Source organism: Bradyrhizobium sp. MI1.3 (genome assembly GCF_055811695.1).
This window is the reverse complement of record NZ_JBVVPQ010000001.1, coordinates 104,669-123,916: the sequence shown is the minus strand read 5'-3', so window position 1 is coordinate 123,916 and position 19,248 is coordinate 104,669. Positions and strand designations below refer to the sequence as shown.

17 protein-coding genes are annotated in these 19,248 nt (G+C 64.3%); all 17 read right to left on the bottom strand.

What is annotated here, in order from left to right:
• Position 1 precedes the first annotated feature (1 nt).
• The 17 genes from AC0L3A_RS00560 to AC0L3A_RS00480 all read right to left on the bottom strand — a co-directional run bounded on the left by AC0L3A_RS00560 (position 2) and on the right by AC0L3A_RS00480 (position 19,172).
• Positions 2-1,588, bottom strand: a complete 1,587-nt coding sequence (locus AC0L3A_RS00560; RefSeq protein ID WP_473253338.1) for a xanthine dehydrogenase family protein molybdopterin-binding subunit — start codon at positions 1,586-1,588, stop codon at positions 2-4.
• A gap of 11 nt (positions 1,589-1,599) precedes the next feature.
• The gene (locus AC0L3A_RS00555; RefSeq protein WP_007593025.1) at positions 1,600-2,076 is read right to left on the bottom strand and encodes a (2Fe-2S)-binding protein; all 477 of its coding nucleotides are present in this window, start codon (positions 2,074-2,076) and stop codon (positions 1,600-1,602) included.
• Positions 2,077-2,081: 5 nt separating this feature from the next.
• Positions 2,082-2,900 carry an FAD binding domain-containing protein gene (locus AC0L3A_RS00550; protein WP_219684407.1) on the bottom strand — a complete coding sequence of 273 codons (819 nt, stop codon included), beginning with the start codon at positions 2,898-2,900 and terminating at the stop codon, positions 2,082-2,084.
• Positions 2,897-3,346 (bottom strand): SRPBCC family protein, encoded by a 450-nt coding sequence (locus AC0L3A_RS00545; protein ID WP_473253337.1) that lies wholly within the window; start codon positions 3,344-3,346, stop codon positions 2,897-2,899. The genes AC0L3A_RS00550 and AC0L3A_RS00545 overlap by 4 nt, the downstream gene beginning before the upstream one ends.
• A gap of 5 nt (positions 3,347-3,351) precedes the next feature.
• A complete protein-coding gene (locus tag AC0L3A_RS00540; RefSeq protein WP_473253336.1) occupies positions 3,352-3,789 on the bottom strand; it encodes an SRPBCC family protein in 438 nt (145 codons plus the stop codon).
• Positions 3,790-3,798: 9 nt separating this feature from the next.
• Positions 3,799-6,699 carry a flotillin family protein gene (locus tag AC0L3A_RS00535; RefSeq protein WP_473253335.1) on the bottom strand — a complete coding sequence of 967 codons (2,901 nt, stop codon included), beginning with the start codon at positions 6,697-6,699 and terminating at the stop codon, positions 3,799-3,801.
• Between the two features lie 25 nt (positions 6,700-6,724).
• Entirely contained in the window at positions 6,725-7,558 is an 834-nt protein-coding gene (locus AC0L3A_RS00530; RefSeq protein ID WP_473253334.1) for a phosphoenolpyruvate hydrolase family protein, read from the bottom strand.
• A gap of 3 nt (positions 7,559-7,561) precedes the next feature.
• The gene (locus AC0L3A_RS00525; protein WP_473253333.1) at positions 7,562-9,775 is read right to left on the bottom strand and encodes a Tm-1-like ATP-binding domain-containing protein; all 2,214 of its coding nucleotides are present in this window, start codon (positions 9,773-9,775) and stop codon (positions 7,562-7,564) included.
• A complete protein-coding gene (locus AC0L3A_RS00520) occupies positions 9,768-10,550 on the bottom strand; it encodes an ABC transporter ATP-binding protein (RefSeq protein WP_007593014.1) in 783 nt (260 codons plus the stop codon). Before AC0L3A_RS00520 ends, AC0L3A_RS00525 begins: the two co-directional genes overlap by 8 nt.
• Positions 10,543-11,676: a branched-chain amino acid ABC transporter permease gene (locus tag AC0L3A_RS00515; RefSeq protein WP_473253332.1), complete on the bottom strand. Its 1,134-nt coding sequence runs from the start codon at positions 11,674-11,676 to the stop codon at positions 10,543-10,545. The genes AC0L3A_RS00520 and AC0L3A_RS00515 overlap by 8 nt, the downstream gene beginning before the upstream one ends.
• A gap of 1 nt (position 11,677) precedes the next feature.
• Positions 11,678-12,688: a branched-chain amino acid ABC transporter permease gene (locus tag AC0L3A_RS00510; protein WP_354127595.1), complete on the bottom strand. Its 1,011-nt coding sequence runs from the start codon at positions 12,686-12,688 to the stop codon at positions 11,678-11,680.
• Between the two features lie 200 nt (positions 12,689-12,888).
• Positions 12,889-13,716 (bottom strand): AraC family transcriptional regulator, encoded by an 828-nt coding sequence (locus AC0L3A_RS00505; RefSeq protein WP_219684401.1) that lies wholly within the window; start codon positions 13,714-13,716, stop codon positions 12,889-12,891.
• A 130-nt stretch (positions 13,717-13,846) separates the two neighbouring features.
• The gene (locus AC0L3A_RS00500) at positions 13,847-15,097 is read right to left on the bottom strand and encodes an ABC transporter substrate-binding protein (protein ID WP_007593010.1); all 1,251 of its coding nucleotides are present in this window, start codon (positions 15,095-15,097) and stop codon (positions 13,847-13,849) included.
• Positions 15,098-15,430: 333 nt separating this feature from the next.
• Positions 15,431-16,396 (bottom strand): ABC transporter ATP-binding protein, encoded by a 966-nt coding sequence (locus AC0L3A_RS00495; RefSeq protein ID WP_007593009.1) that lies wholly within the window; start codon positions 16,394-16,396, stop codon positions 15,431-15,433.
• Positions 16,393-17,367, bottom strand: coding sequence for an ABC transporter ATP-binding protein (locus tag AC0L3A_RS00490; RefSeq protein ID WP_219684399.1), 975 nt, complete (start codon positions 17,365-17,367; stop codon positions 16,393-16,395). Before AC0L3A_RS00490 ends, AC0L3A_RS00495 begins: the two co-directional genes overlap by 4 nt.
• Positions 17,368-17,370: 3 nt before the next feature.
• On the bottom strand, positions 17,371-18,231 hold the full coding sequence (locus AC0L3A_RS00485) for an ABC transporter permease (RefSeq protein ID WP_473253331.1): 861 nt from the start codon (positions 18,229-18,231) through the stop codon (positions 17,371-17,373).
• Complete coding sequence (locus AC0L3A_RS00480) at positions 18,228-19,172, bottom strand: ABC transporter permease (RefSeq protein ID WP_007608695.1); 945 nt, start codon at positions 19,170-19,172, stop codon at positions 18,228-18,230. Before AC0L3A_RS00480 ends, AC0L3A_RS00485 begins: the two co-directional genes overlap by 4 nt.
• Between the last annotated feature and the right edge of the window lie 76 nt (positions 19,173-19,248).

The following is a 19,248-nucleotide window of genomic DNA, read 5'->3' as shown; positions in this document are numbered from 1 at the left end:
CTCAACGCCTCCTGGTGCCGAACACGGATGAGAATCGGCCCGCCCCATGCGAGGGCGCTGCCGGTCGCGGTGGCTGTGGGGGGGGCGGCGGGGGCTCACGCGGTGGTTCGCGCAAGGCGGTCGTCGGCTGGCGATCATAAGTCGTGCGCTGCTGCGTTGGCGCAGTTGTACCTCCGCGGGTGTCAGTCGGCGTCCGCGGGACGGCGGCGCGGCTGCCGCCGCCGTCTTTGCGGGAGGAGGCGCGCTTGAACTCGTCGCGGATCGGCCATTTGGCCTTTTCGGCGGCGACCTGGACGCACTCGATCAGCGCCGTGTTCTTGGCCTCGCGCCGGTGTGCCTTCATGTCGCCGTCGCGATAGGCATTGAGAATGCGGAATTCCATCGGATCCATGCCGACGAGGTTCGCGAGCTTGTCCATCTGGCACTCGATCGCAAAATCCATTGCGGTGACGCCGAAGCCGCGCATCGCGGTTGCCGGCGTGCGGTTGGTGAAGACGCAGTAGACGTCGCCATAGACGTTCGGGATGGTGTAGGGTCCCGGCAGGTGGGCCGCGCATTTCACCGCTGCATAGCTCGAGAGCCGCGTATATGCGCCGCTGTCGAAATATGCGCGGACTTTCCGCGCGACGACGCGGCCGTCGCGCATCACGCCGTCCTTGATGTAGATGCGCTCGGCGCCCCGCGGCGGGCCGTACTGCATCTCTTCTTCGCGTCCGAACACGTAGCGTACCGGACGTCCGGTCAGCATCGCACCCAGGATGCACAAAGGTTCGGTCAGCGTGTCCACCTTGCCGCCAAAGCCGCCGCCGACGGTGCCGCCAATGAAATGGAAGGTGTTCGAGGGGACATCGAGAATCTTGGCGCAGGTGTCGACCGAGAAGAACAACGCCTGCGTCGAGGTATAGACGACATAGCGGCCGTTGGTGTCGGGCGCCGCGATCGAGCCGTTGGTTTCGGTCGGCGCGTGCTCGATAGGCGACATCTGGTAGCGCTGCTCGAGCACGTGATCGGCGGTCGCGAGCGCGGCATCGGCGTCGCCGAAGCGGAGTTTTTGGTGGTCGTATGTGTCGTGATAAATGAAGGCATTCTTCGGATAGGTGTCGTTGACGACGGGCGCGCCGGCCTTCAGCGCATCTTCAACGTCGAACACGGTCGGCAACGGCTCGTAGTCGATGCGGACTTTCGAGATAGCTTCAAAGGCCTCGCGCTCGCTGTCGGCGACGATGGCCAGGATCGGCTCCCCCTTGTAGCGGACCTTGTCGACGGCCAGCGACGGCTCGTCGTCCCTGCCGAAATTGATCAGACTCAAAAGCGTATTGAGGTTGCGGGGTACGTCGGAGCCGCGGATGATCCGGCGCACGCCGGATGAGCGCTCGGCGTCCGTGGTGTCGATCCGCCGGATCCTCGCATGCGAATGGGTCGAGCGAACGACTTTCAGGTGCAGCATGCCCTGGAGCTTGTGGTCGTTGAAATAGCTCGACGTCCCCGTGACATGGCCGAGCATGTCCTGGCGCTGCGTGCCCTTGCCGATCTCGTTGAGATTGTCGTCGCGCTCGTCGGCGAAAATGTCTTTGCGCAGTTCCAGCATGATCTGGTCCTTCAGGCGCTCACCCGGCCACCGGAGGCGGCGAGGATGGCGTTGATGATCGGCTCGTAGCCGGTGCACCGGCAGATGTTGCCGGAGATCGCCTCGACGATCTCGGCGCGGCTCGGCGAGGGATTGCGATCAAGCAATGCCTTGGCAGCCATCAGCATGCCCGGCGTGCAATAGCCGCACTGGGCAGCAAAATTCTCGGCGAAGGCGCGCTGCAGCGGATGGAGGTTCGGTCCCTGCTTCAGGCTATCCAGCGTCTCGACGGAGCGGCCGGCAACGGTCTCGGCCAGCGTCAGACAGGAGAGATGGAGTTCGCCGTCGATCAGGACACTGCAGGTGCCGCAGCCCCCTTGGCCGCAGCCGAACTTCGGCGTCATGTCGCCGATCAATTCGCGAAGCGCGACGAGGAGGTTGGTGCCACCATCAACGAAAATGGCGACATCGCTGCCGTTGTGGCGGAATTGCAGAGCAGTCTTGGCCATACGATCTATTCCTGACCCAAAAGAAGACGACGCAGATGGACGCCGACGATCTCGCGGCGGTACCAGGCGCTGCCGAGCGCGTTGTCGGACGGCGATGTTCCTTCCGCGGCTGCAGAGGCTGCGGCCGCGACGGTCGCGGCATCGAGCGCGCGGCCTTCCAGGGCGCGTTCGGCCGCCCGCGCACGTATTTGCGTCGGCGCCATCGATCCCAATGCAATTCGCGCCCCGGCGATCCGTCCGCCACTGATAGGCAGATGTGCGGCGAGCGTGATGACCGAGCCGCCCTTGGGCTTGATCCGTGCGATCTTGCGGTAGCGAAAAGCATCCGCGTTTGTCGGTCGCGTGCACGACACCGACAGCACGAGCGCACCCGCCTGCCTTTCGCGCGACTGCAAAAACTCCTCAATTGGAATGTCGCGCGATCCAAAGCCGCCTTGCAGGGCCACCGTGGCATCGAGCGCAAGCAGGGCGACGGTGAAATCGCCATAGGGGTTGGGCGCGAACAGATTGCCGCCCACCGTACCCATGTTGCGCACCGCCGGGCCACCGATCGAACGGGCAGGGGCGTGCAGGAAAGCAAGGTCGCGCTCGCCCAGAATCCGGGCGAAAGTTACACCAGCACCTAGGGTGATCCGCGGGCCGGAGGGGTCGATGCGCGTCAAGGCATGGTCATTGGCGCGCACGACGGTCGAGATCGAGATGTCGCCTTCGTTCAGTGCGCGCATCACCAGCGTGCCGCCGCCGAGATAGCGTGCGTTGCGATCGGACGACAGCGCAGCGGCGGCCTCGCTCGAACTCGTGAAGGTCTTCACCGTCACAGTCATGTTGACACAGCCTCCTTGAGGTGCCGGCGGATCGCGTCGAATCCCGCCTGGTAGATGTCTTCCGCGACCATGTGGGTGATCCGGTCCTTGTCCCCCGGCCGTGTCGAGAAGCGGGATTCCCAGTGCCAGAAGGTGCGGTCGCCGTCCGTGACGGGCAGCAGGCGGACGTGGGCCACGTAGTTGAACATCGGGACCGGCGTATCGAGCATGCAATAGCTGAAGGTCTGCTCCAGATCCGACAGCGTCAGCAATTGCTCGCGCAGCTCCGAGCCGTCCTGCAGCTTGAAGCGCCTGACACAACCGATCTTGTCCGAAGCCTGCGCGCGCTCGATCGTGGAGGTCGCGACCGCCGGATGCCAGCGATCGTGCCCGTTGAAGTCGCGCAGCACGGCCCACACGGAGCCGGTCGGCGCATCCAGGATCGTGCTCTTGACGATATGCGGCACGGCGCTCAGCCTCCGAACTGGCGCTTGAGGGCGTCGAAGCCGCCCTGGAACACGCCGCCGCCGATATTCGCGACGAGCTCCGCCTCCCGCTCGGGTGCGCAGTCGAACTCGGCGGTCCATTCCATGAAGGTCTGGTCGCCATCCGTGACCGGCGTCAGCCGAAGCGTCGCGACGTAGTCCTCGACCCCCATCGGGGATTCGAGGATCGAGTAGGTGCAGAACATGTCGTAATCGGACAGGCCGAGCAGCCTTTCCCGGATACGATCGCCGTTGCGCAGGCGAAAATCCCTGACGCAGCCGATCTTGTCGGAGGGCTCGCCGCCCTCGATGCGGCTTTCCGCAATCGCGGGATGCCAGTTCGGCAGACCGTTGAAGTCGCGTACCCGCGCCCAGACGCGATCGTTGCGTGCGTTGACGACGGTTGAGACATAGACCCGGGCCATGGGGCGACCTCAGCTCTTCTTCCGAGGGCTGCGCTCGGCGGTCGGCTCGCCGTCGGACGAAGGCGAGGGCGCAGCGGTTGGATTCTCGCCGCCGCCGCCCTTGCGCGCGGAGTCCTTGATGCCCTGCATGTCGCGAGCTTCTCGGATCAGGCCTGGCATCTTGGCGAGGCTGCCGCCTTCGACGCCGATGTCCGCAAGAAGCGAGTCGATCAGCGGCGCCTGGACGCGATAGCGCAGCGCCGAGTCGATCACCTCGTCGGTCGCGCTCCGGCCGCCATTGCCGCCATGGCCGTTGCCGTTGAGGCCGTCGACCTGGAGGATGCGGATGCCCTCGATCTTCTCCATCGGCTTGACGCTCTCACGGACGATGCCCTCGATGCGGTCGAGCAGCTTTCTACGGAACAGCGAGTAGCGCGCCTGGTCCGTCAGCACGTTCTCGGCCTCGTTGAGCATACGCTGCGCCTCGGCCTCGACCGCGGCGCGGATCCGTTCCGCTTCCGCGGCAATTCGCGTCTCCTCGGCCTGCTTCTCGGCGATCAGGATCTCCACGGTCTTGCGACGCTTCGCGATCTCGCTCTCGCGCGCGGTAATGACGCGCTCGGTAGCCTCAGTGGCACGCACCCGCGCCTCCTCGGCCGAGGTCTTGGCCGCGGATTCCTCCAACGACTTCAGGTGGATGGCAATCGCCTTCTCCATCAGAACGGTCTCGACCTCCTTCTCACGATTGATTTCAAGCTTGCGCAGCTCGCGCTCGCGGCCGATGCGGGCCTCGTCGAGGCCGCGATCGGAGGCAATGCGGGTGCGCTCGACCTCTTCACGCGCGGCAATCTCGGCTTCCTGCAGCGACTGGACGCGAGCGACTTCGAGCTGTTCGATCGAACGGCGACGTTCGATCCGCGCCGCCTCCAGCGCATGCTCGCGCGAGACGTCCGTGGTCTCGACCTCCTTGCGCGCGACAATCTCGGCCTGCCTGACCTGGCGGTCGGCGTCGATGCGCTCGGACTTCTTGGTCGAGAGCGCGATGACCCGGTCCTCATCCGCGATCTCGATCGCCTTCTTGTGCTCGATGTTGAGGACTTCGCGCTTCCTGGAGGACGTGATGCGCTCGGTTTCGAGCGCGAGATCGACGCCGATGCGCTGCCGCTCGATGGTGTCGCGCCGCTTCAGCTCGGCCGCCTCGAGCACGGCTGTGCGCTCGATCTCGAGCGCGCGTGTGTCACGCTCGGCCTGAATACGCTCGGCTGCAACAGACTTCTCCTGCGCGATCCGCGCGGCTTCGATGGCTTCGCGTGAGGCGATGTCGGCTTCCTCGACGGCGCGGTTGCGGGCGATTTCCAGCGACCGAACGCGTTCTTGTTGGGTGATGCGGGCAGCTTCCGTGGCCTCGCGTGCCGTGACCTCTGCGACTTCCAGCGTCTGATTGCGTTCGATCTCCAACTGCCGGGTATTCTGCTCGGCCGCGATGCGCTCGACGGCGAGCCTATGCTCGCGGTCGATGCGCGCCGCCTCGACCGCACGCTGCGCCTCAATCTCGGCTTCCTGGATGTTACGCACCTGCTGGATCTCCAGCGCACGGGTGCGCTCATCGGATGCGATGCGCTCGACATTGACAATCATGGTCTGGGCGATGCGGGCCTTCTCGGTCGTCTCGCGGGCAGCGATCTCGGCTTCGTCCACAGCGCGGGTCCGGTCGATCTCGCGGCGCCGGGTCTCCTCTTCGTTGGCGATGCGGGCGTCCGTCACGACGCGGTCCTGCTGGATACGCGCTTTCTCGATCGCCTCGCGGGCGGTGATCTCAGCTTCCTCGATGGTCTGCATCCGCTCGATTTCGCGCTGGCGCACCTCGCGCTCGGAGGCGATGCGGTTGGTATCGATCGAACGCTGGTTGGCGATCCGGGTCTTCTCGATTTCCTCCCGTGCGAGCAGCTCCTTCTCCTCGATGGTGCGGGTGCGCTCGATCTCCCGCTGACGGGTCTCACGCTCCGAGGCGATGCGGGCTTCGGCGATCGCCTGGTCGTTGGCGATTCGCGCCTTCTCGATGGTTTCACGGGCGGAAATCTGCGCTTGTTCCGCTTCGGTCTCGCGCAGGGCCCGCTCGCGCGCGACCTCGGTGCGTTGCAGGGCGCGGCGCATCTCGATGTCACGTTCCTGTTCGAGGCGCGCCGTCTCGCTTTCGCGTTCGATCTCGAGAGCCTGCCGCTCGGCCTCCAGGTTGCGAGAGCGGATCTTGATCATCGAATCTTGCTCGATGTCGTTGCGCAGCTTGCGCTTGGCCTCGATGTCCTCCATCAGGCGGGTCAGACCTTCGGCGTCGAAGCGGTTCGAGGGGTTGAAGAATTCGAGATCGGTCTGGTCCAGATCGGTGATCGCGACTGACTCCAGCTCGAGTCCGTTCTGGGCGAGGGCCTCTGCCGCGTTTGCCTTGAGGCGGGCGACGTACTCGCCGCGCTGTTCGTGCATCTGCTCGAGGGTCATCTCCGAGGCAACGGAACGAATGGCGGAGATGAATTTGCCGGCGAGGAGGGCGTGGAGCTGTTCGGGCTCCATGGTGCGGCGGCCGAGCGTGGCGGCCGCGATAGACACGGCTTCGCGGGTCGCCTGCACGCGGACATAAAAATCGGCCTCGATGTCGACGCGCATGCGGTCACGGGTGATTACGGCGTCCTGGCGGGAGCGAACGATGCCCATCGGCTGCACGTTCATGTTGACCGGCGTGTAGTCGTGGATGAACGGCAGCACGAAGGCGCCGCCGTTGATCACGACGCGCTCGCCGAGCAGGCCGGTCCGGACGAATGAGGTCTCCTTGGACGAGCGGTGATAGAGCCAGTTCACGATGTAGACGCCGACCACGATCACCACGACGGCGACGATCAGCCAGAGGATCAATTCACCGACCAGAGTCCCTGACATGTTTCTCTCCCTCGACCTTTCGGCGTTATCGCGCGCCGATAGTCTTGAATTTGCGAACCTGATCCGTCAGTGCCCGCTCGACCGGAAGCCGTTCCATCGAGGAGGCGCCGTAGAAGCCGTGGCAATTGCGTGTGTTCCTCATGATGAAATCGGCATCGTCCGGATCGGAGATCGGTCCGCCATGAGCGAGCACCAGAATGTCCGGATTGACGCCGAGTGCGGCAGAGGCCCAGGTGTCGATGTGCGCTGGGCAATCCGTCAGCTTGAGCGCTGTCTGCGCGCCGATGGTGCCCCCGGTCGTCAGGCCCAGATGACAGACGATGATATCCGCGCCCGCGATCGCCATCGCGGCAGCTTCCTTCTCGCTAAAGACGTAGGGCGTCGTCAGCAGGTCCTTCTCGCGCGCCTTTGCGATCATGTCGATCTCGAGCGCATAGGACATGCCGGTCTCTTCGAGATTGGCGCGGAACACGCCGTCGATAAGGCCGACGGTCGGAAAGTTCTGCACGCCGGCGAAGCCGAGCGCTTTCAATTGGTCCAGGAAAAGATCCATGTCGCGGAACGGATCCGTGCCATTGACGCCGGCGAGCACTGGCGTCCTGGAGACGACGGGCAGCACTTCGCCGGCCATCTCCAGCACGATGGCGTTGGCGTCGCCGTAAGCCATCAATCCCGCGAGTGAGCCTCGGCCAGCCATGCGGTAGCGGCCGGAATTGTAGATGACGATGAGGTCGACACCGCCAGCCTCCTCGCATTTGGCCGAAAGGCCGGTGCCGGCGCCGCCGCCGACGATCGGCTCGCCGCGCCTTGCCATGTCGCGGAAGCGCTTCAACAGTGCAGCGCGTTCAAACCGTGCCATCGGTCACCTCGCTAGTCTCCGGCGCGCCCCAATGCGGCCGAACAATGTTCGGAACGCGCTGACAATGGTGGAGGCGAACTCGGGGTCATTGATGTTCTTGGGAACGCGGATAAGCTGACGGTTGGCGGTCTGCCGCACGTTGCGCTCCAGCGTGCGGAACAGCGCCGCATCGGCATCCGGATCCCAGAATGGCTGTCCTCGCGCGTCGAGCGCGGAGACGCCGCCCTCGGGCAGGAAGAAGCGCACCGGCCCGTCCATCCGGTTGAGTCGATCGGCGATCCAGTGCCCCATGCGCTCGTTCTCCTCCGCCGTGGTCCGCATCAGTGTGACCTGCGGGTTGTGGACGTGGAATTTCCTGCCGCGGTAGCGCTCCGGGATCGTCTCAGGAGCGCCGAAATTCACCATGTCCAGCGCGCCCGCCGAGCCGACATAAGGCACCCGGTTGCGGATGATGGCGCCAAAGCGGTCGTCGGTGGCCGGGAACACGCCACCCATCAGGAGGTCCCCGACCTCCGTGGTCGTGAGGTCGATGACGCCTACGAGCTGCCCGGAATCGACGAGCTTCTCCATTGAGCGCCCGCCGACGCCGGTGGCGTGGAAGACGAGGCACTCGAAATCCTCGCGCAAGTCGGCCGCGATCTTCTGCACCGCCGGCGTGGTGACACCGAACATGGTGATGCCGACCGACGGCAATCCGCTGTCGTCGCGATCCTTTCGTGCATGCTGATCCAGGCGCGCCTTGACCATGCCGGCGAGCGCGTTGGCGCCGTTGGCCAGCACGGCGCGCGAGATCGAGTTGAGGCCCTGCACGTCGGCGACCGAATGCATCATGGTGATGTCCGCGGGGCCGACATAGGGCCCGACGTCACCGGAGGCGACGGACGAGACGATGAGCTTCGGCACCCCGACAGGAAGGGTCCGCATACCGGGCGCGACCAGTGACGCTGCGCCCGAGCCGCCGGCCGAAATCACGCCGGCAACATTGCTCTGGCGCCGCAGCCAGCTGGCGAAGGCCTCGGCCATCGCGGTGACGGCGGCGCCCCGGTCGGCTCCAAATACCGCCGATCCGCCGCGACCGTGGTTCAAGGCGATCTCCTGGGCGGAGACGTCGCTGGCCGCGTGTCTGCCGCTGGTGGAGATATCGACCAATCGGGTTCGCAGGCCGGTCCCGGCGATGATGTCGCGGATGAAGCGGAGCTCCGTGCCCTTGGTGTCGAGCGTACCGACGACGAGAACGACCGGGGGGCCCTGCGTTTGTGCCGCGACTGGTTCGCGCTGTCGCCGTGCCGTCTCGTCGAGACGCATCACCTGTGTCGAGAACGTGCGGGCCGCAGCCTCGATGCGGGCGATCGGCACAGGCTGCGACCACCGTGTCGGCGGCGTCGGGTTGGAGATGTAGATGCGGATCGCGCCGCCCGGCCGCGTTTGCGGCGGAGAAAGCTTCTCTTCCGTATCCGCCGGCGGCACGTCGAGGTCGAGCTCGAGTCCGGCGTGCATTCCGACACCGAGCAGGCGCTGCTGCAGTTCGCGATCGGCGGCAAGCCGCACCGAATCGATGATGCGGTTGACGCGACCGTTGACCATGATCGCGACGTTGCCCGACACGGCGGTCGCCACCCCGATATTCTGCTCGATCACGAGCACGGACATGTCGCCGTCCTCGCCAAGCCGTAGCAGCATCTCCTCGACCTGGGCCACGATGACGGGCGCGAGCCCCTCGGTGGGCTCGTCCATGATCAGGAGCCGCGGGTTGGTGAGCAACGCGCGCGAGATCGCGAGCATCTGTTGCTCGCCGCCGGAGAGCTGGCCGCCGCCGTGATCCTTGCGCTCGGCCAACCGCGGAAACGTCTTGTAGATGCGCTCGACCGTCCAGGCGCCGCGGCGCAAGCCGGCGGCAAGCCGCAGATGCTCGTCGACGCTGAGTGAACGCCACAGCCGCCGTCCCTGCGGAACGTAGCCGACGCCGAGTCGGGCTATGTGGGCAGGCGGCTGCCGGGTGATGTCATCGCCGCGGATGCGGATCGAGCCGCCGCTGACCGGCACCAGCCCCATGATGGCCTTGCACAGCGTGGTCTTGCCCATGCCGTTGCGGCCGACGACCGAGAACACGCCGGCCTCGAGCGTCAGGTCCACGCCCTGCAACGCATGCGAATGGCCGTAATAGACGTCCAGGCCGCGGACTTCGAGCGCGGCGGCGGTACGGCGGACCTCATTCATGGCCGCCTCCGAGGTAAAGCTCCTGCACTTCGGGATCGGACTCGATCTCCTGCGGACGGCCTTCCTTGAAGATCCGCCCGTTGTGCATCATCGTGACGCTCTCGACGACGCGCAGGGCCACGTCCATGTCGTGCTCGATGATGATGTAGCCGATATGCGCGGGCAGGGAGGTCAATATCTCGATCAGCTCGGCACGCTCGGTCGGCGACAGTCCCGCGGCCGGTTCATCGAACAGGACGAATCGCGGTGCGCCGGCAAGCGCAAGTGCGATCTCGAGCTGGCGCTGCTGGCCATGCGCGAGTTCGGCAACGCGCTGATCCTTCACGCCCGAGAGATGGACGGCCTGCACGAGATTTTCGGCTGCGTGCATCAACGCATCGTTTTGACCGGGGCGGAGAAACGAGAAGCGCCCCCGTGAGACGCCACGGCAGGCGAGGTAGACATTGTCCTGGACGGTAAGGCCGGGAAACAGCGCGGAGATCTGGTAAGTCCGGCGCAGGCCGCGGCGGATGCGCTCATAGGGCGGGAAGTGCGTGACGTCCTCGCCGAAGAAGCGGATGGTGCCGGAAGAAGGTGGGAAGTCGCCGGTGATGCAGTTGAACAGCGTGGTCTTGCCGGCGCCGTTGGAGCCAAGCACGGCGCGCCGTTCGCCGGGGCGGACGGTAATGGTGATGTCGGTGAGTGCCGCCAGCGCGCCGAACAGACGAGTGACGCCGCGCAGCTCCAGCGCCGCGCCGGCGCCCACGACAGAGAGGCGTTGTGCGACGCTATCCATGGTTGGATCCTTGACTGGATCTTTGGCCAGATTCTCGGCCAGGTTCTCGGCCATGTCGTTCGCTTGAACTCGCCGCGCCGGAGCGTTGGCGGCGGCGCCAGCTCTGCCAGAGCCCGATGACGCCGTCCGAGGACCAGAACACGATGGCGAGGAAGCCGAGGCCGATCAGGAGCCGAAAGCGGTTGCCGTCGAGCCCCAGCTTGACCAGGAAATCGAGTGCGAAAGTGCGCAGCAGCACGAAGATCAGCGCGCCGATAAAGGGTCCGATGGGGCGCGTGATGCCGCCGACGACTGCGATGATGAGAATATCGATGCAGGCTCCGACGCTCACGGATCCCGGCGAAATCTGCCGGTAATTCCAGACCTGGAGTACCCCTGCCAGCGCCGCGACAAACGACGCGAAGACGTAGGCCGCGACGCGATGCGCATTGACGTTGAAGCCGAGCGCCGCCATGCGGCGGGGATTGTCGCGGACACCTTGCAACGCGAGGCCGAACGGCGCGCGGGAGATGTAGTCGACGGCGAAGTAGCACAGCGCGGCTACCGCGAGGACGATATAATAGAAGGGAATGTCGGCGCGCCAGTTGACGCCCCAGAAATGCGGCGTGGCAACGGTATTGATGCCGGTATGGCCGTTGAAAATCGCCCAGTTCTGGTTGGTGAAATAATAGAACGCCGCGCCGATCGCGAGCGTGATCATGATGGTGTAGATGCCCTCGGTGCGCACCGCCAGCGCGCCGCCGAGCGTGCCGAAGATGGTCGCGAGCGCAAGTGCCATCGGGACCGCAAGCCACCACGGCCAGCCCAGGCTGATATTGGCGTTGCCGCTGACGCCAAACACCGCGACCATATAGGCGGAGAAACCAGCGATGGTGAGCTGCATCAGGCTGACCATGCCGCCATAGCCGGCAAGAAACATCAGACTCAGCGCCATGGTTCCGAGGATCAGCGTGGTCGCAAAGATCTCGATCAGGAAGAAGCCGTTGGCGATCAGGGGCATGATCAGGAGAATGGCCGCGACGGTCCAGGCTGCCGGATTGTCGATCTCCGGCCATCCGCGCAATTTCGAGCGCTGCACCGCAGTGGCGGGACGAACCGGGACGTGGGCGTCGTGAGCGAGGGACATGTCAGCGCCTCGCCAACAGGCCCTGCGGCCGAATTGCCAGCACCAGAACCATGATCAGGAAGGTCACGACGATGGCGTAGGTCGGGATGTAGACCGAGCCGAGCTGTTCGGCGAGGCCAATGATGAGCGCGCCCAGCGCAGCCCCAGGAATCGAGCCCATCCCACCGACGATCACGACGACGAGGGAGGCGAGCAGGAAGCGGATATCTTCGCCTGGCGAGAGCGACTGGAAGGTTCCGCCGACGACGCCAGCGACGCCGGCGAGGCCGGCGCCGAGCGCAAACACCACCACGAAAACGAGTTGGATCCGTACCCCGGTCGCAGCCAAGATGTCGCGATCGTCGACGCCGGCGCGGATGATCATGCCGATGCGCGTGCGGTTGAGCGCCAGCCACATCGCCATGCCGATCACGACGGAGGCGGCGAAGATCACGAGTCGAACCAGGGGATAGCGGAGATAGACCGGCTCGCCTGAGGATTTGATCGCGGTGACCAGCGGCAGCTCCACAGGTCCGATCAGCCAGTTCGGGGTCTGGATCTGATAGAAATCGCCACCGCAGGCCCACAGCATCAGATCGGCGAACACGATCGAGAGTCCGATGGTCACCATGGTCTGGCGCAGGTCCTGGCCTTCCATACGGCGGAAGACGAGGACCTGGAGCAGGACGCCGACCAGTGCCGTCAGGACGAAAGCGACGATGAAGCTGAGGACCCATGAACCGGTAGCGGCGCTGATGGCATAGCCGACATAGCCGCCGAACAAATAGAGCGAACCGTGCGCGAGGTTGACGTTGCGCATCAGGCCGAAGATCAGCGTGAAACCGCTGGCGACGAGGAAATAGAGACCGCCGAGCGTGATGCCGTTGAAGAGGGCGTTGAGGAAGACCCGCTTGCGGCCGAACGCATCTTCGACGCCCTGCGGCCACACTGCGAAAATCAGCCAAAGCGCCACCGCAATCACGATGATGACAATCAGTGCCCAGGCAGGATGGCGCTCGACAAAGCGGGTCATGATCGCCGCTCCGTCTTCACGTCACCCCATCTCTCACCCCGCAAGCGGGGCGGAGAGGCACGCAGACCGTTGCCGGCCGCAAGCCCTGCCATGAACGTGCGCTCCCTATTGCGCGTGATCCTCTTTTCGGGATCGCGTTTGGCGCATCCTAATGCGGCTGTAAGGGAGGTGTTTGATCGTGAGTATCTTTTCGCGTGCGGTCAGGCGCGCAAAACCTTGGCCGCGCGGCGATAATCGGTCGGCGCCATGCCGACATTGGCGGCGAAGAAGCGGGTGAATCCGCTCTGCGACGAGAAGCCGAGATCGAAGCCGATATCAGCGATCGGCGCTTCGCTCGCCACCAGTGCCTCCAGCGCCTGCTCCATCATCAGCGTGTTGAGATAGAGGTGTGGCGTGACGCCGGTCTGGGTGCGGAAGAGCCGGTAGAAATGCGGCCGCGACAGGCCGGATTCGCGCGCGATGGTGTCGAGCTCGATCTCGGCGCCAGGACTCTCCGACATCATCTTGATGCACTTGCGCACGCGAAAATCAGTGATGGAACCGTTTGTGCGCGGATCGCGCGCGGTCGCCGCCTGTTGCCAGCTTTCGTCATAACAGATGTCGATCAGGCTTCTCAGCTCGCCATCGAGGCTGTTGAGCGAGGGAGCGCCGCACACGAGGGCGGCTGCGTGCCTGATATGCTTGTCCAGCGCAACGGACCGCGTGAACTGGGTGCGGCCGAAGCGCAGGCGATCGGCGCCGGGCGCATCGGGCGCAAACCACTCCGCATTGACGTAGAGCACGAAGAAAACGGCACCGCCGTCGAGATCGGACGGCAGGAAATTATGCGGCTCCCACGGATTGACCGCGACGACGGAATCTTCGGTGAGCTCGTAGCGTCCGTCGCTGACATCGATGCATGCGGAACGCCCGCCGACATGGAAGATCAAATGACCTTCGCGATGTGCGTGGATGTTGAAAGGGCGGTTCAACTGATAGACCGTCGCCCGACCAAAGCGGCCGTGGAAGACGGCGAGCGCCCGGCTCATGCCTCTCCTCCCAAAAGCTCTTGGTATTTTTTGGTAGCGTTCAACAACCGAGGAGAGAATGCAAGGGCGCACGTGTCGCGCTTCTGGCAAATCTCTCCCCGGCCGGTCATCGTTCGCGAACGAGACTAGGTCAGTATTTCTTACATTCTGGTACTGTGCGGCTCGGTAAACCGATTTTGGCGAACACCGCGGGATCGTAGCCCAGCGTTTGGTTGACGTTCGGGATCACGTTCACGACCTTTGAGAACAGCGCGCCCTTGCCGTCGTCGACGACCTCGGTGACGAAGTTGGTGCCGATCGCCTGGCGGTTGGAGTCCAGCTTGATCTTGCCGTTGGGTGCGTCGAGTTCGATCTTGGCAAGCGCCTCCTTGTACTTGGCCTGATTGTTGGAGAGATCTCCGTTGACCTGACGCAGCGCCAGGATGAGCGCCATGGTCGAGCCATAATAGTTGGTGGCGAGCAGCGATGGGCTCGGGAAGCGCTTGTTGGGCGGGAAGGCGTCCTGATAGTCCTTCACGAACTTCTGCCAACTCGGGTTCTCCCAGGTGTCGGCCTGGCCGCTCGCGGCCAGCGTGCCGATCAGGGCATTCTTGGCGTTTCCCTTGGACGACAGGATGGTCTGGTCGATCATGATCGAGCCGCCCATCAGATGCGCCTTGCCGCCGGCCTGCTGGTATTGGTTCAGGAAGTTGACGGCGTCGGCGCCGCCGAGGCCGAGATAGATTGCGTCGACGTCGTCGGGCAGTGCGGCGATAACCGAGGCAAAGTCCTTTGTGCCAAGCGGCACCCATTGCCGGTTGGTGACCTGTCCGCCAGCACCGCAGAACTCGAGCACGAGGCCGAACACCTGCGTATAGATGAAGGAGTAGTCTTCGCCGACGGTCGCGATCTTGCGATACTTCTTTTGGTCATAAGCGTATTTGCCGAGGCCCACCTGCCACTGCGCGCCGTCCATGTTGTAGCGGAAAAAGTTCGGAGCCGGATCGACATAGGTCGTTTCCTGGGCCCCGGAGGCGGCGTTGATGAAGGTCAGTTCGGGATGGGTCTTTGCAAAATTTTTGACCGCGATGCCTTCGTCGCCAGAGAGCGGCGACAGCAGGATCTGTACCTTGTCCTGCTCGATCAGCTTGCGCACGGCTCGTACGGCGGAGTCCGGCGTCGCGTCGGTCGAGGCGATGACAAATTCGAGTTCCTTGTCGCCGACCTTCTTTCCGAGGACGTTGAGGGCCGTCTGGAAGCCGCGGATGCCGTCCTCGCCGAGCACGGTGTAGGTGCCTTCGAGCGTCGCGGTGACGCCGACCTTGATCTTCTCCTGTGCGAAGGCGGTGCCCGAAAGTAACAGGCTGCTCAACGCGATCAGTCCTAGACTGCCTTTCAACATTGCTCTGCTCCCTGGGCGTTCTTGTCACTGTTTTTCACCGCGCCTGGACGCGCCCGCCGCGCGGTGCGGCGTTCGGACAAGGCCAACGGTTCTTGAAATGGAGGCTAACTGAACTCCGATGCAGCGCACGTGCCGGAGCCGCGCGCGGCTTAACGGGCAGTCTCATTTTGAATGCTGCGTCGCGATTAACATCGCAGTGCAACAGGCGTCAGGCTTCCCGAATTTGCACCCGCCTGCCGCATGGCGGCCGCGACTCCGTGAATAGGATCGCTCGAATAGAGGAGAAATCAATCGTAGGCGTTGCGTGATTTCGCCGCGCGCGGCACTCGCTGGTTATACGTTGTGGCAGGCGATCGTCCGACCGTCCGCACCGACAGATCGAAGTTGTGGCACATCGACGAGACAGCGATCGCTGGCCATTGGACAGCGGGGCGCATATGCACAGCCGTGCGGTCGCGTGAAGAGGCTTGGCGGTTCACCCATTTCGATCGCGCCCTGGATCCGTTCCGATGGATCGGGCTTCGGAATTGCTGCCACCAACGCGCGCGTATAGGGGTGGAGCGGATGATCCAGGACCGTCCGCGTCCCGGCCTGCTCCACGATCCGGCCCATATACATGACAGCAACGCGACTGCTGATCTGCCCGATCACGCCAAGGTCGTGCGAGATGAAGAGCATCGACAGTCTCAATTGGTCACGCAGATCCATCATCAGGTTGAGCACTTGCGCCTGCACGGAAACGTCGAGGGCCGAGACCGGCTCGTCGGCGACGATGATGGACGGCGTGGGAAGAATGGCGCGTGCAATTCCGACCCGTTGCCGTTGCCCGCCACTCAGTTCGTAAGGGTAGCGAGCGGCGAAAGACGGGTTCAACCCGACGGCCGTCAAGGTGGCGGCTATGGCCGCGCTGCGCTCGGCGCGGCTCTTGAAGATGCCGCTGATGTCGGCCGCCTCCGCCACCGAATCTCCAATTGCGCGCCGCGGGTTGAGCGATGCATTGGGGTCCTGGAAAACCATCCGGACGTTCAGACGCATCTCGCGCAGGCCGGAGCGGCCGGCTCCGATCAATTCGGTTCCCTTCAAATTGATGTTGCCGCTGTCGGGCTGGACCAGCCCGACGAGGGTTCGGCCTAGCGTGGTCTTGCCGCAGCCGGATTCGCCCACGATCCCGAGGACCTCGCCTTCCGCCAGCGACAGCGATACACCATCCACCGCCTGCACCCGGTATTTCCGACCGGCTCGCCTGGCACTGAACGAGACCATCATGTCCCGGACGTCGAGGATGACATTGCCGCTCATGGCAGCCCCCCGCCGGCCAGCGGAAATGCGCAGAGCACCTCGTGTCCTTGGGAGGCCTCCAGGCGGGGAGGGGGCGCCACGCGGCACTCATCGCGCACCGCTGCGCAACGCAAGGCAAACACGCAGCCGGCAGCGACCGTACCTGGCAGCGGCGGCTGACCAGAAATGGTTGGCAGCCGGCGCGCGCCGGAGTTTCGCGACGGCATGCAATCCATCAATCCGCGGGTGTAATGATGACGCGGTGCGCCGAACAGCGCACCGACTGAAGCGGTTTCCACGATCCGGCCGGCGTACATGACAGCGACGCGATCGGCGAGCTGCGCAATGACTCCCATGTCGTGGGTGATGAACAATATCGCCATATCCAGCCGATTGCAGAGCTCGCGCAAGAGCCCGAGAATCTGAACCTGTATGGTGACATCGAGCGCGGTGGTCGGTTCATCGGCGACCAGCACCTGTGGCCTGCAGGCCAGCGCAATCGCGATCATGACCCGCTGGCGTTGGCCTCCGGACAACTGATGCGGATACGCGGACAGCTGCATTTTGGGGTCGGGCATACGTACCAGTTCGAGCAGTTCGCGCGCACGGACCAGCGCCGCCGCGCCCGAAATTCCCTCATGCACGCGCACGGCTTCGGCGATCTGATCGCCGATCCGACGAACAGGGTTGAGTGAGGTCATCGGCTCCTGAAAGATCATTGCCATGCGGCCGTGGCCCGCTTCGACACGTTGCCAGGGCTGCAGCTGCGTTACGTCGCAGCCCTCCAACAGGACCCGCCCGGCGCGAACCCGAGGACCGGGCTGCGGCAGCAATCCCATGACCGCAAGCGAGGTCATGCTCTTTCCGCAACCGGACTCGCCGACGAGACCAAGGATCTCGCCCTTGGCCAAGCCGAAGGACACGCCCGCGACGATGTCGACCGGCGAGGTTTCCGGCCCCACTGACACCGTAAGGTCGCAAACTGTCAGCACGGCCTAACCCTTCTCACCAAAGACCTGACGGAATCGCGGATCGAGTCGATCGCGCAATGCATCGCCGACCAGGTTCAGAGAAAACGCCGTCGCCACGATCATCATGCCCGGAAAGAAGAGCAGCCACGGAGCGCGCGTGATGAAGGTCCGCGACTCCGCCAGCATATTGCCCCAGCTCGGAATGTCCGGCGGGGCGCCGAGGCCCAGGAAATCGAGTGAAGCCGCGCCGAGCTGCGCGAACGCGAAGACGAAGCTGGCCTGCACGAGAAGTGGTGAGACCAGGTTCGGCAAGATGTGCCGACTGATGAGCCATGCCGCTCCGGCGCCCATGCTGCGCGACGCCTCGACATAGGTTTCCGCGCGCAAGCGCAGTGTCAGTCCGTAGACGATCCGGGTCGTCGTCGTCATGTAGCCGATCCCGATGGCCAGGATGACGGTGGCCACACTCGGGCTCAAGATGACAATCAGGCCAAGTGCGAGAAGCAGAGTCGGGAAGGCCATGAGCACGTCGACCATGCGCATCAGCAGGTGACCCAGCCGCGGGAACAGAGCGGAAAGTACGCCGGCCGGAACGCCGGTCGCGAGAGCGAAGACGACCACGCCCGAGCCGATCAGAAGAGCCATGCGTGCTGAATGAATGGTGCGCGACAGGGTATCCCGGCCGAATTGGTCGGTGCCGAACCAGTGGGTCACGTTCGGGGGCGTCAGGCGGATCAGCGGATCGATGGCATACGGATCGTAGGGCGAGAGCCAGGGTGCGAAGACGGCGGCGAGCACAGTCGCCAGAAGGACCCCGAGCCCGGCCAGTGCGATCGGGCGGGCGACGAACGGCTTGAGCCACAAGGTCACGCTGTTGCCGCTCATTGGAGTTCAACCCGCGGATCGAGCAGACGATAGCTCAGATCGACGATCAGATTGATCAGGAGATAGACCACCACGATCACCAGGATGACGCCCTGGATCACAGGGTAGTCTCGGCGAAGGATCGACTGAACGACGAGGCGGCCGATGCCGGGCAGGGCAAACACGGTTTCGGTCACCACCGCTTCTGACAGCAGTGCGGCGAAGGTGAAGCCGAAGGCCGAGACGACCGCCAGCAGTGCATTACGCCAGATGTGACGACGCACAACCTGCCACGGCCTAATTCCCTTTGCACGCGCCGTGCGCACGTAGTCCTCCCGGGAGACGTCGAGCATGCTGGCGCGCGTCAGCCGCAGGATCAAAGCGGCATTCGGAGCCGCAAGCGCCAGGCTGGGGAGGACGAGATAGCGGAGATTGACGACACCGCCTTCGAAGATCGACGGATAACCGGAGCTCGGAAACCAGCCGAGCCAGGCGGCGAAGATCAGGATCAGATAGAGCCCGACCCAGAACGTGGGTATCGAGGCCATCAGCATCGCCCCACCGGACAATCCCTGATCGAGCCACGTGCCGTGCCGGACCGCCGCAATCATGCCGATCGGCACGCCGATGACCGCAACCCAGATCATCGTCATGGTGGCGAGCAAGGTGCTGGTCTCGGCGCCATCGGCAATCACCGACAGCACGGGCGCCTGGAAGAAGATCGAGCGCCCGAGGTCGCCCTCGAGCACATGGCCGGCCCAAGTGAGATATTGCAGGATAATCGGCTGGTCGAGACCGAGCTGGTGTCGCAAGGCGTCGATCTGGTCGGGAGTCGCGGTGTCACCGAGCAGAACATAGATCGGGTCACCCGGCACGATATGGATGAACGCGAAGATGATGATGGACGCTGCCAGCAGCGTCACCGCCGTCGTTCCTGCGCGCTTGAATGCGTAAGACCACATGTGATTGGGCGCCTGATCAGCGGCAACGATGCGCGCCGGCGCCGGCGCTCGACAGTCCTCGCGGCCTCATTGCCCG